The sequence below is a fragment of the Ephemeroptericola cinctiostellae genome (assembly GCF_003339525.1).
GTDB classification, from domain to species: domain Bacteria; phylum Pseudomonadota; class Gammaproteobacteria; order Burkholderiales; family Burkholderiaceae; genus Hydromonas; species Hydromonas cinctiostellae.
This window is the reverse complement of sequence record NZ_CP031124.1, coordinates 1,044,144-1,058,145: the sequence shown is the minus strand read 5'-3', so window position 1 is coordinate 1,058,145 and position 14,002 is coordinate 1,044,144. Positions and strand designations below refer to the sequence as shown.

Here is a 14,002-nt window from a genome sequence, read left to right as displayed (position 1 = left end):
CTTTTTTGACTTAAGTTAAAAAAAAGCGCTCAATCAAATTGAACGCTTTTTAATGTTATTTTTTTACATCGGGTACCGCACCAGCAGCCCCAGCGGCGGGTGCAGCAGCCGCCGCTTCCTTGGCTTTCTGTGCATCAGCAGCAGCTTTCGCTGCGTTCTGCACATGAATGGAAATGGCAGAACAGACTGGCTTTCCTTGAGCTTTTGCATCGGCGACTGTTTTGTCCCAAGCCACTTGGTCTTCTGCGATGCCTTTTGCCAATGAGTCAGGCGCTTTGACTGGATTCAACACTGTGCCATTTTCATCACGATTCAGCTGCCAAATATAAGCGGCCAAAACATGGATGCGAGACTCACCAAGGAAACAGTCCCATGATGGCATGACGTTATTACGACCTTTGGTCACTGTTTCAGTAATGGTCTTGATGTCACCACCGTACAACCAGGTTTTGTCTGTCAAATTAGGGGCACCCACACCACGCTGAGCACCAGTTGGATCAGAAATCGCACCTTTAGCATCGACCATGTGGCAACTGGCACACAATGTAAACTTCTCTTTACCGCGTGCTGCGGCCACTACATCATGTGGGCTGTTTGATAAAGACATCACATAGTTTGCCACATCATTGATGGCCACAGGTGATTTTAAAGCATCAGCCTGAGAGGGCATCACGCCGTTACGACCACTCAAAATTGAATGTTCAATGGCAGTTGGCCAACCACCATACAACCAATCGCTGTCAGTCAAGTTTGGAAAGCCTTTTGAGCCACCTGCATCGGCACCATGACATTGTGCACAATTGTTCAAAAACAAACGCTGACCCAATTCCATTGCTTCTTTATTGTCCGCCAACTGCTCAATCGGCGTGCTCATGAACTGATTGTATTTCGGGGCCACTTGAGCTTCTAATTTAGCCGTTTCTTGTTCGTATTCGCCTTGCTGAGTCCAGCCAAAAGAGCCTTTGTAGTTACCCAAACCAGGGTAAGCCACAAAATAACCAATGCCAAATATAATGGCACCCACGAACATGAACAACCACCAGCGCGGCATTGGGTTGTTGTACTCTTGCAGAGTGTCATCCCAAACATGGGGTTGAAGGTGCTCTTCACCAGGTTTATTGGTTTTTGCTCTCATTTGAGAAACGAGAATGGCGATACAAAAAATCACGCCACCCACTGCAATCGCAGTAATCCAATAAGACCAGAATGGGCTGGTAAAATCACTCATTTTATTTCCTTCAATTCAACTGTGGTTCAATCATTTATGGTTGCACTCAAACCAAGCCACAACACTAATCATTATTTTACAACCGCATCACTTGGATTCGGCGTGGTGTCATTGTCATCAATCAAGTCTTTTGCATATTGATCGTATTTGGATTTGTTGTCTTTATTAAGAAACCAAGCAATCCAAGCCAAAAAGCACAAAAAACTGACCACAGTCACAATGATGCGGATGATCGTTAAGCTGTCCATGGCTTTACTTATCTTTTAGTGCCAAACCAAGACCTTGCAAATATGCAATCAATGCATCTTGTTCGGTTTTGTTTTCGACCAACTTAGGCGCATCTGCAATCTCTTGTTCTGTGTAAGGAACACCCACTTTAGTCAATGCACGCATATGGGTTTGAATGGTTTCCCCATCAACCTTTCCACTTGACAGCCATGGATAAGATGGCATATTGGATTGAGGCACAACAGCGCGTGGATCATTCAAATGGACTCGGTGCCATTCATCTGAATAACGACCGCCAACACGAGCCAAATCAGGCCCAGTTCGTTTAGAACCCCATTGAAACGGGTGGTCATACACAGACTCACCTGCAACAGAATAATGACCATAACGCAATGTTTCAGCGCGGAAAGGGCGAATCATTTGTGAGTGGCAGTTGTAGCAACCCTCACGAATGAACACATCACGTCCAGCCAAACGCAAGGCGTTATAAGGCTTGACACCTTCAATGGGTTCAGTTGTTGAATGTGAAAAAAACAGGGGAACGATTTCAGCCAACCCGCCAAATGAAACAGTCAGCAAAGTCAAAGCAATCAACCAACCGACTTTACGCTCAACCTTATCTTGTGATAAAAAACTCATGGTGCATTTCTCCAAACAATGTCTAATTAGTGGTGTGCGTCGTAGCTCAGTTCAGGAATTGGCGCATCAACGGCTTTACCAGCCATGATCGTACGAACGACGTTGTAGGCCATGATGATCATACCGCCGAGGTACATCACACCACCCAACACACGAATAATATAGAGCGGCTTAGAAGCTGCAATGCTTTGAATATGGGTGTAAACCAAAGTGCCGTCAGGATTAATCGCGCGCCACATCATGCCTTGCATCACACCAGAGATCCACATTGACGTGATGTACAACACCACACCGATGGTTGCAATCCAAAAATGTAAATTAATTAAACGTGTGCTGTACATGGTTTCACGATTGAATGTACGGGGAATGAGGTAATACAAAGAACCAATCGATATGAAACCCACCCAACCCAAAGCACCACTGTGAACGTGACCAACAGTCCAGTCGGTATAGTGAGACAACGCATTGACTGTTTTGATGGCCATCATCGGGCCTTCAAAAGTCGACATACCGTAAAATGACAATGACACAACAAGGAATTTCAAGATTGGGTCGTCGCGGAGCTTATCCCAAGCGCCTGACAAGGTCATCATGCCGTTGATCATCCCACCCCAGCTTGGCGCCAAGAGAATCAGAGAAAACACCATACCCAACGATTGCGTCCAATCAGGCAACGCCGTGTAATGCAAGTGATGCGGACCTGCCCACATGTAAGTGAAAATCAAAGCCCAGAAGTGAACCACTGACAAGCGATATGAATAAACGGGGCGGCCTGCTTGTTTAGGCACATAGTAGTACATCATGCCCAAGAAACCTGCCGTCAAAAAGAAGCCCACCGCATTATGACCATACCACCATTGAACCATCGCATCAGCTGCGCCTGCGTAAGCAGAGTATGATTTCCACATGCCCGCAGGAATTGCAGCGCTGTTGACCAAATGCAACAACGCCACAGTCAAAATGAAGCCACCGAAGAACCAGTTCGCCACATAAATGTGAGACACTTTGCGAATCGCCAGCGTGCCAAAAAACACCACAGCGTAAGCCACCCAAACGACCGTTAACAATAAGTCAATCGGCCACTCCAATTCAGCGTACTCTTTGCCTTGGGTGAAGCCCATGGGCAAGGTAATGGCCGCCAACACGATAACCAGCTGGTAACCCCAAAAGACAAAATCAGCCAAACGACCACCAAACAAACGAACATTGCTCGTTCGTTGCACAACGTGAAATGATGTTGCCATCAAAGCACAACCACCGAATGCAAAAATCACAGCATTGGTGTGCAAAGGGCGTAAGCGTCCAAAGGACAACCAAGGCACTCCAAAGTTTAACTCAGGAAACGCCAATTGCGAGGCAATAAAAACCCCCACCAACATCCCGACGATTCCCCACACAACCGACATAATGGCGAACATGCGCACCACTCGGTAGTTATAGGTTGTGGCTTGTGCTGACATACCATGCTCCAGTTTAAAAAATAACAAATTTGACTTGACCCTAACCGCACAACGGTTAAAGCCATTAACCTCCATATTGTAACCGTTTTTGCACTTAAAACCCAGCCCTTTAGTGTGGTTTTTACTTGGATTTTTTAATAATTTATTAAATTAAATACATTTCACACCCAAGACAATATTAAAAAAAGAGCCCAAATCACAGCGAATCTTTTAAATCAACCGCCCTGATTTCAAAGGAGAAAACCCATCTAAAAACTCAATTTAACTTTAAAATCAACCTCAAATCACCGCCCAACAATGCAGGCGCTGACCAATGCCAATGCCCCTCTTCAACAAGTGCATCTAAATTGACACCCTCATCAAAAGCGGCCACCAGCTTACCCGCCCCCACAACACGGGGCGCAACATACATCAACACCTCGTCGACCAAACCCGCTTCAAATAAGGCCGCATTCAGAATGGCACCCGCCTCAACATGCACTTCATTGATCTGCCGTGAATAGAAATACGCCCACAACTCATTTAAATCAAGCCGCCCTTTTTCCTCTTCAGAAAAAGCCAGTACCAACAGCTGAGGGTGAGCTGTGCGCAATACATGCAAACGTTCGGCCTGTCGCTCATATTCGCCATCATCGCCATTCAACTCAACGCACGCCAACCAAACGGGTGCACCATCATCAAACACGCGTGCATTCAATGGCGTTCGCGCATACGCATCGACAATGCATTTAATGGGAGGCCGCTCAACGACCACTCCACGCACATTGAGTTGAGGGTCATCGCCCAGTACCGTGCCAATTCCAGACACAATCACATCCGCACGAGCACGAAAGCGATGACCGTCCTCCCGTGCCTCAGCACCTGTGATCCATTGACTTCGACCATCGGGTAAAGCCGTTTTGCCATCCGCACTCGCCGCCCACTTCAACCGAGTGTACACTCGACTGAAACGCATCCTCGCCATGAAACCCACATTCAAATCATAAGCCGCTCGCGCCAACGCATGCTCTACAGGCAACACATCCACAATCACCCCTGCTTCGCGCAATGCGGTCACGCCCGCACCCGCCACTTGAGGATTCGCATCCAACAACGCCACCACGACTCGTGCGGGCGAAATCGCCTTAAGCGCATCCACACATGGGGGTGTTCGCCCAAAATGGCTGCACGGCTCCAGCGTCACATACACCGTACAACCTTCCAAGTCTAAGCCTTTACCTTTAGACTGTGCATCTCGAATCGCCATGACCTCCGCATGCGCCTGTCCAACCGCTTGTGTGTGCCCCTGCCCGATGACGACATTGTCGTTAACAATCACACAACCGACACGCGGATTAGGTGAAGACAATCCAACCGCGGATTGCGCCTGACTCAAAGCCAATTCAAGCCATTTCAAATCCAACACATTGATATTCATCATCCAGCCTTCCTTTTTTAACATCCCACTTGATCTTATCTGTTCACATGATAACGCATCACGCGCGATTGAAAACTGCGCAACAAACCATACAACCCAAATGCTGCCAAAACATGTTTTAACGCATGCCCCGCAATGATTTGATGCGTCCATTCATAGACCTGCGCATCAAAATGCTCCATCATTTTGGCCAACACATAAGCAATCAGCACGACCCCATACCCAGAAGATGTACTGAACACATTACGCCCCAGCATGAGCAACAACAGCATCAGCAGTACGGGTAAAAATTGCACCAACACATACGCCCGCAAATCCCCTTGTCCATGAGACTCACCCCAATACCAGTACAAAGCCGACCCCATGCCCACACACAACAGCGGCCAAAAAGCACGCCGCCCCCAATTGAGAGACAAGAACTCCACCAACACAATGGATGTCAACGCCATAAATGCCATGGTCATCGGCAAACGATCCCAAATCAAGCTGTTGTTATCAGGATGCAAATGATAGAAACCCGAACCAAACGCCACCAACGTCACCCCCAAGAAGAACACACCATATAACAGACGAGCAGGCGCGACAATCACCAGCCGTCGAGCAATGTACAAGCGATACAAGCCCAACACGCCCACGTATAAAAAACCTAAATTAGACACCACGTTCCAAAAATTAGGCAGAAACGCCATTTGACGCTGATCCGTAAAGTGATGATAAGCGGAATCCTGAGGGATTGGCGCAACAAAGACCATCGCAACCACGGCGAAACAAGTCACGGCAAGCAGCAATTGTTTTAAATATAAAAGTTTCATGCCCCATCATCAACCAAAAAATGATTGAAAAAAAGTAGACGCATAAAAAAAGACGGGCAAGCCCGTCTTTTTTTGAACATCGCGTCACACCATGCGGTTAACGCGCTTCAATCTCACTTGTACACTGGATAAGCATCGGTCAACGCTTTAACATCATCACGCACGCGCGCCAACACCGCTTCATCCGTCGGATTGTCGAGCACATCAGCGATCAAATTGGCGATCTTTTCAGTTTCTGCTTCTTTGAAACCACGCGTGGTCAATGCAGGCGTACCGACACGAATACCACTGGTAACAAACGGCGTTTGTGGGTCATTTGGAATGGCGTTTTTGTTGCAAGTCATGTGTGCCAAGCCCAAAACACGCTCAGCTTCTTTACCCGTCAAACCCTTGGGTTGCAAATCCACCAGCATGACGTGCGATTCCGTGCGACCTGATACGATGCGCAAACCACGTGCAATCAAGGTTTCTGCCAATACTTTGGCATTTTTGACAACCTGTGTTTGGTATTCTTTAAACTCTGGGCTCAACGCTTCTTTGAATGCCACCGCTTTACCTGCAATCACGTGCATCAACGGGCCGCCTTGAATACCAGGGAAAATCGATGAATTGATGGCTTTTTCGTGCTCAGCCTTCATCAAAATCACACCACCACGTGGACCACGCAATGATTTATGTGTGGTGGTGGTCACGAAGTCTGCAAACGGCACAGGATTGGGGTACACACCCGCAGCAATCAAGCCCGCGTAATGCGCCATATCGACCATGAAATACGCACCAACTTCTTTGGCAATTTTTGAGAAGCGCTCAAAATCAATTTTCAAAGCAAACGCAGACGCACCAGCGATGATGAGTTTTGGTTTGGCTTCACGTGCCAAAGCTTCCATGGCATCATAATCGATGTCTTCATCGGCATTTAAACCATACGACACAACGTTAAACCATTTACCACTTTGGTTCAATTTCATGCCATGCGTCAAGTGACCGCCTTCGGCCAAGCTCATGCCCATGATGGTGTCGCCTGGTTTCAATACGGCGAAAAACACGCCTTGGTTGGCTTGTGAGCCTGAGTTCGGTTGAACGTTGGCCGCTTCTGCACCAAAGAGTTCTTTGACACGGTCAATCGCCAATTGTTCAACCACATCCACATACTCACAACCGCCGTAGTAGCGTTTGCCTGGGTAGCCTTCGGCGTATTTGTTAGTCAACTGTGAACCTTGGGCTTCCATGACCGCTGGGCTGGTGTAGTTTTCTGAAGCAATCAGTTCGATATGATCTTGTTGGCGTTGATTTTCAAGATTGATGACCGCCAACAATTCTGGGTCGGTGTTGGCTAAGCTGTTTTTTACTCGATCAAACATGGAAATATCCTCATTAAAAAAGTGCGCATCATACAAATCAAACGCTAAAAATCAAAAAACACAATGCGTTGACCGCATTGTGTGAAAATAGTGGGGCTACGTATGACCAAGATTTTCAGTGGCGATTTCCAACGTTCATCATCCCCGTCTGTCCTTGATACCTGAGAGATTATGCAAACATGAGTTCGCGCCCCTTCGGTGGATCACATGTGATCGCTCTCCAGATGTGTGTGCATCGCGCTGGTTCTTTTGCCTGAGAGTTTTTGGGAATCACCTTCGGCGGCGAAGCATGCTAAGGGCTTTCGCGCTCTCCCAGCGGATGCGCCACTGTACGGGTTTTAAGCCATTTTGTCAAATTTTGAAGCCCACGTCCAGCCTCAACATGGATGATATTTTTTATCAAAAACATGAACAAAATTCATGAACAATAAAAACATGCCAAATCATTTTAATGACAAATCAAATCGCCAATGCCACAGCCAAGCGCGGTGTTAATGTGTACACGCCACTCCAACTGGCGCTGGCCAAAACATGCTCCTGCATCCGCCGCGTTACACTGGCCAAATTCAACTTACCATCTGCGGGCAAGGTCAGCTCCGCCACATCCAAAGCATACAAGGTAAAAGTGTAGCTGTGAACCAACGAATCATTCCATGGGGGGCATGGGCCATCATAACCATAGTAGTCGCCTTCCATGTCATGATCACCGGCAAACCAGTGCGTGTAGTCGTTGATGCCTTGACGCATTGGCGACTCTTTTAAACCAGCCACCAAAGGCCCCGCTTTGCCTTTTGGCGTGACTTCACGAGAAAACTGACCCACTTGAAACTCTCGGGTTTCAGCGGGGATGTTGATCAACACCCAATGGCTGAAATCAGCACGGGGCAACTCAGCAGGCACTTCGCGGTCGGTTTGATTCACATCTTTGGGGTCGCTCGGCGCGGTGGCATCCACACACAACATGACAAAGGATTGGGTGTCTTCAGGTGCATCTGTCCATGAAAAGTGCGGGTTTTTATTGGATGACAATTTAACACGTGTTTTCTCATCCATTTGAGCAAAGGCAAATTCCGATGGAATGACCCCTTTGTTTGGAAAACTATCGCTGTGCAGCTTCATGGCATTATCCTTTCATGGTTTGAAGGAGGCATGAAGAATGGTTGCGCCACAATAAACAAACGCAGACATCACCATACACCATACCGAGATATACACATTATACGGCGAATCAATGACACACGCATGTCCAAAAAAGTGCAGTTTTGACCACCATGATGTGGTCATGCCGTGGTTTTGAGCCAAAAAGTGACGGGGCCATCATTGACCAAAGACACCTGCATGTCTGCGGCAAAAACGCCTGTTTGCACAATTTGATGTTGCGCTTTAGCTTTGATCACCCATTCATTGTACAAATCACGCGCCAAGTCAGGTGCAGCAGCGGGCGTGAAGCTGGCACGCGTGCCGCTGTTGGTGTCAGCGGCAAGGGTGAATTGAGACACCACCAACAACCCACCGTGCTTGCCTTGCCCATCAACGTTTTGCACGTTGCGGTTCATCTTGCCCTGCTCATCGCCGAACACACGGTAGTTCAAGACTTTATTGAGCAATTTATCGCCAGTTGCGATGGTGTCATTTTTTTCAGCACAGAGAAAAACCAGCAGCCCTTGGTCAATTTGACCGGTCACACAGCCATCGACTTCGACTTGGGCTTTTTTAACCCGTTGCAACAAAGCAATCATCTCAACCGACCACCAATGTGGCTTTTGCAAAGCGACGCTTGCCCACTTGCAAAACATATTCACCCGCCAGCAGTTTGTGGGCACGGTCTTTAACCACGTCACCATCAACCCGTGCACCGCCTTGATCAATCGCACGATTGCCCTCTGAAACAGAAGCGACCATGTCAGCAGCTTTGAACACATTGGCCAACACCATGCCATCGGCTGGAACGGTCAATGTGAGCGTTGGAATGTCATCAGGAATGCCACCTTTGGCACGGTGATTAAACGCAGCCAATGCCTCTTCAGCGGCAACTGGGCTGTGGAAACGGGCAACGATTTCTTGTGCAAGCAGCACCTTGATGTCACGTGGATTACGGCCTTCCGCAACTTCTTGCTTGTACGTTGCAATGTGTGCCAAAGGTACAAATGACAGCAGCTCGTACCACGTCCACATCATGTCATCCGAAATGCTCATGACTTTGCCAAACATGTCGTTGGGTGCTTCGGTGATGCCAATGTAGTTGTTTTTCGATTTGGACATTTTTTCAACGCCGTCCAAACCCACCAACAATGGCATGGTCAAAATACATTGCGGTTCTTGGCCATATTCTTTCTGTAAGGCACGACCAACCAGCAGGTTGAACTTTTGATCCGTGCCACCCAGTTCAAGGTCAGATTGCAACGCAACGGAATCATAACCTTGCATCAACGGGTACAGAAACTCATGCACCGAAATCGGCACACCGCCGTTATAACGCTTGGTGAAATCATCGCGCTCCAGCATCTGCGCCACGGTATAACGCGAGGCGAGCTGAATCATGCCTCGCGCGCCCAAGGGATCGCACCATTCGCTGTTGTAGCGGATTTCGGTTTTCGCTGGATCGAGGATCAATGCCGCTTGTTTGTAATACGTTTCTGCATTGACTTTGATTTGTTCGGGCGTCAATGGCGGGCGCGTCGCGTTGCGGCCTGATGGGTCACCAATCATGGAGGTGAAGTCACCGATGAGAAAAATCACGGTGTGTCCGAGGTCTTGCAACTGGCGCAGTTTGTTCAATACAACCGTGTGTCCGAGGTGAATGTCTGGTGCAGTCGGGTCTAAACCCAATTTAATGCGCAAAGGCACGCCCGTTGCAGCACTTTTGGCCAGCTTTTGCACCCAGTCGGCTTCGACCAATAATTCATCGCAACCACGTTTGGTGGCGGCGAGGGCATGCTGCACGGCTTCGGTGATTGGGTATTGCGGTGCTTTTGCGGGAGTGGTTTCTGAGGTCATCGTCGGTATGTTTTAGTGGCTCAATCGGTGCTTGCGTTGAGCCGTCATTGAAAGAATGACGTATTGTACCAAGTGCCGCCCAGTTTACCAAGTGTTGCGGCTCGCTTTGACTTGCTTTCGCGACAGAATGCGCACCTATCGTTTACAATTGAGTCCATACGAAAAAGCAATCACGGGCTTTTTCACAACCGTCGAACGACTTATTGAGAGGCACTTTGTGAGCACAAACCATCTTTTATCGGATTACACCCCTTATCCTTTTCACATCCACACCACGGAATTGGTGTTTGACCTGTCTCCTGAACGAACCACGGTCACATCGTGGCTGGACTTTGAACGCAAAACAGGTGCGCAAGCGATGGTATTGGATGGTGAACACATTGAATTGATTGCGGTTTCTTTAGATGAAGTGGCTTTGATTGCCGATGTCGACTACACCGTCAACGCCACGCAATTGACACTCCATACCCTACCTGAAAGCGGTGTCTTGTCGATCATCACGGCCTGCACACCGTCAACCAACACCAGCTTGTCGGGTTTATTCACAACGGGTGCGCACTTGATGACCCAATGCGAGGCCGAAGGTTTTCGCCGCATGACCTATTTCCCTGATCGCCCCGATGTGTTGTCAACATACACTGTGACATTGTTGGCCGATAAAGCGCAATTTCCTGTTTTGTTGTCAAATGGCAATTTAGTTGAAGCGCGGGAGGTCGACAATGGCGGTCACATGACAATCTGGAATGACCCCTTCCCAAAACCATCCTACCTGTTCGCACTGGTTGCAGGTCAACTGGCGTCCTTGGAAGAGACCATCGAACACGACGGGCAATCAAAATTACTACAAGTGTATGTGGAGGCGCATGATGTGCCCAAGGCTCAATTTGCGATGGACAGCTTGAAAGCTTCGATTCATTGGGACAAAAAACGTTACAACTTGCCATTGGATTTGGAACGCTTCATGATCGTCGCCACCTCTGATTTCAACATGGGTGCAATGGAAAACAAGGGATTGAATATTTTCAACACCAAATTTGTGCTCGCACACCCTGACACCGCCACCGATGTGGATTTTGAAAATGTCGAAGCCGTGGTCGGGCATGAGTATTTTCACAACTGGACGGGCAACCGCGTGACCTGCCGCGATTGGTTTCAACTCAGCTTAAAAGAAGGTTTAACCGTTTACCGCGATCAGGAGTTTTCCAGTGACCAACTGGCCGAAGGCCTGTCAGAAAAGGCAGCCGCCAGCGCGCGCGCCGTCAAGCGCATCGACGATGTGAGTAATTTACGCACGGCTCAATTCGCCGAGGATGCGGGCCCAATGGCGCACCCCATTCGCCCTGTGGCTTATGAAGAAATCAATAACTTTTATACCATGACCGTGTACGAAAAAGGTGCAGAGGTGGTGCGCATGTACGAAACGTTGTTGGGGCGGGATGGTTTCCGCAAAGGCATGGATTTGTATTTTGAACGTCACGATGGCACAGCGGTCACGTGTGATGATTTTCGTGCCGCAATGGCCGATGCCAATGCGGTGGATTTGACTCAATTTGGCCGCTGGTATGAGCAAGCGGGCACGCCAACTGTGAGCGTCAACGGCACATACGACGCCGCTGCGCGCACCTACACCCTGAGCCTCACGCAAAACAACCCTGCGGTTGGCATTGAGCTGCAACAAGCCAGCTTGCTCAAACTGCCTTTGCACATTCCGCTCAACATCGGTTTGCTCGCATCAAGCAACTGCGGTTCAATACAAGTGGGCGATGATTTACCCCTGTACCTTGCAGGTCAAACCGATGCGGCAACAGGCACACTGCCCCTCTCTTTCACAGAGGCCTCTCAAACGTTTGTGCTGACCGACATCCCATGTGCGCCCGTGCCATCGTTAAATCGCCAGTTCAGCGCGCCTGTGTTGATTCATTTCAACTACAGCGACGACGATTTGAATTTTTTATTGCAACACGACAACGATGCTTTCAACCGTTGGGATGCCGCGCAACAGGTATACACACGCTGCATTTTAAACAACATGCGCAACCCAGATGCCGCCGTATTCAGCCCTACTCAACTCAACACGTTGGGCGAGCTGTTACATAACGACGACCTCAGTCCCGCCTATCGCGCACAACTGTTCACGCTACCCAGCCACGCATTCCTCGCTCAATTGATCAGCCGCGTGCAGGCGCTTGACCCACAAGCCCTACATGCTGCTCGTCAACGTGCAAACGACGCATTAGCCACTCATTTTGAAAGCGCATGGCAACTGTTGTACAGTCAGCTCAACAACAACCAAGCCTATGTTTACACGGGTGCAGCGGCGGGTCAACGCGCACTGAAAAATCTCGCACTGCACCAATTGGCCACGGCAAATGATGACACGGCTGTGTTGGTTCAAAATCAATACAACACCACCGACAACATGACCGATCGCATCGCGGCACTCAGCATCGCGGTCAATCATTTCCCTGCCGCCGCCACAACCATGCTCGCTGATTTTTACCAACGTTATGCCAACGAAGCTTTGGTGATTGACAAATGGTTTGCGGTTCAAGCGGCCAACAGCCATGTCTCGCACAATGCAATAGCGCAAACCTTGAATGATTTACTCAAGCATCCAGCCTTCATCAAACCCAACCCAAACCGCTTGCGCGCTTTGATTTTCACCTTCTGCAACGCCAACCCACACCACTTTCACCAAACCAATGGTGCGGGTTACGATTTTTGGGCGAAACACGTGCTCGACATTGATCAAAAAAATCCTCAAGTCAGCTCACGTTTGGCACGCAGCATGGAGCATTGGCGCGATTACGCTGAACCCCATCGCAGCTTGATGCAAGCGGCATTGAAAAAAGTCGCAGAAAATCAAACCTTGTCTCAAGATGTGCGTGAAATCATCGGTAAAGCTTTGGGCTAAACACCACAAAACAAGCTGAATTTCCAATAAAAAACCCCGCTGCAATTAAACAGCGGGGTTTTTATTTGAACACAAACCTGATGTGCACATGTTAATTTACTTTGCCTCAATCGTCACTCGGCGATTGGGTTGCAGGCACGTAATCAAAGCTGCTCGAGCCAAAGACGATGAGCAAGACACCACAGGATTCGACTCACCCGCGCCCACAGCTTGGATGGCAGCGGCTTTCACACCTTGACCAACCAAATGGGCTTTAATCGTACTGGCACGTCGCTGTGACAAACGGAAATTGGCGGCATCCGAACCAATTCGATCCGTATAGGCCGTCACTTGAAGCACGTAATCGCGCTTGCTGTCACGAACCATCTGCGCAAAACGATTAAGTTGTTGACGACCTGAGTCATTCAAATCCGCTGCAGAGAATTTATTGAAAGGAAACAAAGCATCTGCGGACAGGGTTAAATTCATTGGTTCTGCTGCCGCAGCTGCAACAGCTGTTGCAACACTTGCAGCTTGTGCTGGACACACAGCATGTTCAGATACCGGTTTCCAATAAAAACTTTGAGCCAGTTTGTTCTTATCAAACAGCACTTTGTACAAACAACTGTCCACACGCGTACCACCTTGTCCGTCAGCAACTTGGAAATGAAACAAGTAATCCCACTCACGCACCCTAAAACCCTCAGAGAAAATCGGATACTCAATTAACGCCATGATTTGATCGCGCGTCATGCCTGAATGAATTTTAGATAAATTATCCAAATTTGGATATCGTCCATCCTGAATCCATGCGGCTTTAACTTCAGGAAAAACAGGCTTATCTGTCGTACCTTGATCTGTGACTTCAGACAAACCCGCCCGAGCAACCATCGACAACCCCAAGCCAAAAATCAACCCCAAAGCCACCACTGTTTTTTTCGTATACCTATTCACGGCATTTCCTTTA

At 48.6% G+C, this 14,002-nt stretch carries 12 protein-coding genes and 1 riboswitch; of the genes, 1 reads left to right on the top strand and 11 read right to left on the bottom strand.

The genetic code is table 11. The annotated features are described in order from the left end of the window. Nucleotides 1-55 precede the first annotated feature (55 nt). The 10 genes from ccoP to tyrS form a co-directional block, all read right to left on the bottom strand. A complete protein-coding gene (ccoP, locus tag DTO96_RS04905) occupies nucleotides 56-1,228 on the bottom strand; it encodes a cytochrome-c oxidase, cbb3-type subunit III (protein WP_114562474.1) in 1,173 nt (390 codons plus the stop codon). A 71-nt stretch (nucleotides 1,229-1,299) separates the two neighbouring features. Beyond that, nucleotides 1,300-1,476, bottom strand: coding sequence for a cbb3-type cytochrome oxidase subunit 3 (locus tag DTO96_RS04900; protein ID WP_114562473.1), 177 nt, complete (start codon nucleotides 1,474-1,476; stop codon nucleotides 1,300-1,302). Nucleotides 1,477-1,480: 4 nt separating this feature from the next. Continuing rightward, nucleotides 1,481-2,095 carry a cytochrome-c oxidase, cbb3-type subunit II gene (ccoO, locus tag DTO96_RS04895; protein ID WP_114562472.1) on the bottom strand — a complete coding sequence of 205 codons (615 nt, stop codon included), beginning with the start codon at nucleotides 2,093-2,095 and terminating at the stop codon, nucleotides 1,481-1,483. A gap of 26 nt (nucleotides 2,096-2,121) precedes the next feature. After that, nucleotides 2,122-3,555, bottom strand: a complete 1,434-nt coding sequence (gene ccoN, locus DTO96_RS04890) for a cytochrome-c oxidase, cbb3-type subunit I (RefSeq protein ID WP_114562471.1) — start codon at nucleotides 3,553-3,555, stop codon at nucleotides 2,122-2,124. A 256-nt stretch (nucleotides 3,556-3,811) separates the two neighbouring features. After that, entirely contained in the window at nucleotides 3,812-4,975 is a 1,164-nt protein-coding gene (gene ribD, locus DTO96_RS04885; RefSeq protein WP_157964325.1) for a bifunctional diaminohydroxyphosphoribosylaminopyrimidine deaminase/5-amino-6-(5-phosphoribosylamino)uracil reductase RibD, read from the bottom strand. Between the two features lie 32 nt (nucleotides 4,976-5,007). After that, entirely contained in the window at nucleotides 5,008-5,784 is a 777-nt protein-coding gene (locus DTO96_RS04880; RefSeq protein ID WP_114562469.1) for an alkaline phytoceramidase, read from the bottom strand. Between the two features lie 113 nt (nucleotides 5,785-5,897). Next, a complete protein-coding gene (gene glyA, locus DTO96_RS04875) occupies nucleotides 5,898-7,145 on the bottom strand; it encodes a serine hydroxymethyltransferase (RefSeq protein ID WP_114562468.1) in 1,248 nt (415 codons plus the stop codon). Nucleotides 7,146-7,283: 138 nt separating this feature from the next. Then, a riboswitch (glycine riboswitch) is annotated at nucleotides 7,284-7,379 on the bottom strand. Between the two features lie 225 nt (nucleotides 7,380-7,604). Further along, nucleotides 7,605-8,264, bottom strand: coding sequence for a YbhB/YbcL family Raf kinase inhibitor-like protein (locus tag DTO96_RS04870; RefSeq protein WP_114562467.1), 660 nt, complete (start codon nucleotides 8,262-8,264; stop codon nucleotides 7,605-7,607). 161 nt (nucleotides 8,265-8,425) lie between these two features. Next, nucleotides 8,426-8,884, bottom strand: coding sequence for a D-aminoacyl-tRNA deacylase (gene dtd, locus DTO96_RS04865; protein ID WP_114562466.1), 459 nt, complete (start codon nucleotides 8,882-8,884; stop codon nucleotides 8,426-8,428). 1 nt (nucleotide 8,885) lies between these two features. After that, nucleotides 8,886-10,142 (bottom strand): tyrosine--tRNA ligase, encoded by a 1,257-nt coding sequence (gene tyrS / locus DTO96_RS04860; RefSeq protein WP_114562465.1) that lies wholly within the window; start codon nucleotides 10,140-10,142, stop codon nucleotides 8,886-8,888. A gap of 217 nt (nucleotides 10,143-10,359) precedes the next feature. Here tyrS and pepN point away from each other — a divergent pair, with 217 nt between their 5' ends. Beyond that, nucleotides 10,360-13,056, top strand: a complete 2,697-nt coding sequence (pepN, locus tag DTO96_RS04855) for an aminopeptidase N (RefSeq protein WP_225972565.1) — start codon at nucleotides 10,360-10,362, stop codon at nucleotides 13,054-13,056. A 96-nt stretch (nucleotides 13,057-13,152) separates the two neighbouring features. Here the strand turns inward: pepN and DTO96_RS04850 are convergent, their stop codons facing one another. After that, nucleotides 13,153-13,989 carry an OmpA family protein gene (locus DTO96_RS04850; protein ID WP_157964324.1) on the bottom strand — a complete coding sequence of 279 codons (837 nt, stop codon included), beginning with the start codon at nucleotides 13,987-13,989 and terminating at the stop codon, nucleotides 13,153-13,155. Between the last annotated feature and the right edge of the window lie 13 nt (nucleotides 13,990-14,002).

Bases quoted from the DNA above. Each gene is read 5' to 3' on its own strand.
- DTO96_RS04900 (WP_114562473.1), bottom strand. From the start codon at position 1,476: ATGGACAGCTTAACGATCATCCGCATCATTGTGACTGTGGTCAGTTTT.
- ccoN (WP_114562471.1), bottom strand. From the start codon at position 3,555: ATGTCAGCACAAGCCACAACCTATAACTACCGAGTGGTGCGCATGTTC.
- glyA (WP_114562468.1), bottom strand. From the start codon at position 7,145: ATGTTTGATCGAGTAAAAAACAGCTTAGCCAACACCGACCCAGAATTG.
- dtd (WP_114562466.1), bottom strand. From the start codon at position 8,884: ATGATTGCTTTGTTGCAACGGGTTAAAAAAGCCCAAGTCGAAGTCGAT.
- ccoO (WP_114562472.1), bottom strand. From the start codon at position 2,095: ATGAGTTTTTTATCACAAGATAAGGTTGAGCGTAAAGTCGGTTGGTTG.
- ribD (WP_157964325.1), bottom strand. From the start codon at position 4,975: ATGATGAATATCAATGTGTTGGATTTGAAATGGCTTGAATTGGCTTTG.
- DTO96_RS04880 (WP_114562469.1), bottom strand. From the start codon at position 5,784: ATGAAACTTTTATATTTAAAACAATTGCTGCTTGCCGTGACTTGTTTC.
- DTO96_RS04870 (WP_114562467.1), bottom strand. From the start codon at position 8,264: ATGAAGCTGCACAGCGATAGTTTTCCAAACAAAGGGGTCATTCCATCG.
- ccoP (WP_114562474.1), bottom strand. From the start codon at position 1,228: ATGAGTGATTTTACCAGCCCATTCTGGTCTTATTGGATTACTGCGATT.
- tyrS (WP_114562465.1), bottom strand. From the start codon at position 10,142: ATGACCTCAGAAACCACTCCCGCAAAAGCACCGCAATACCCAATCACC.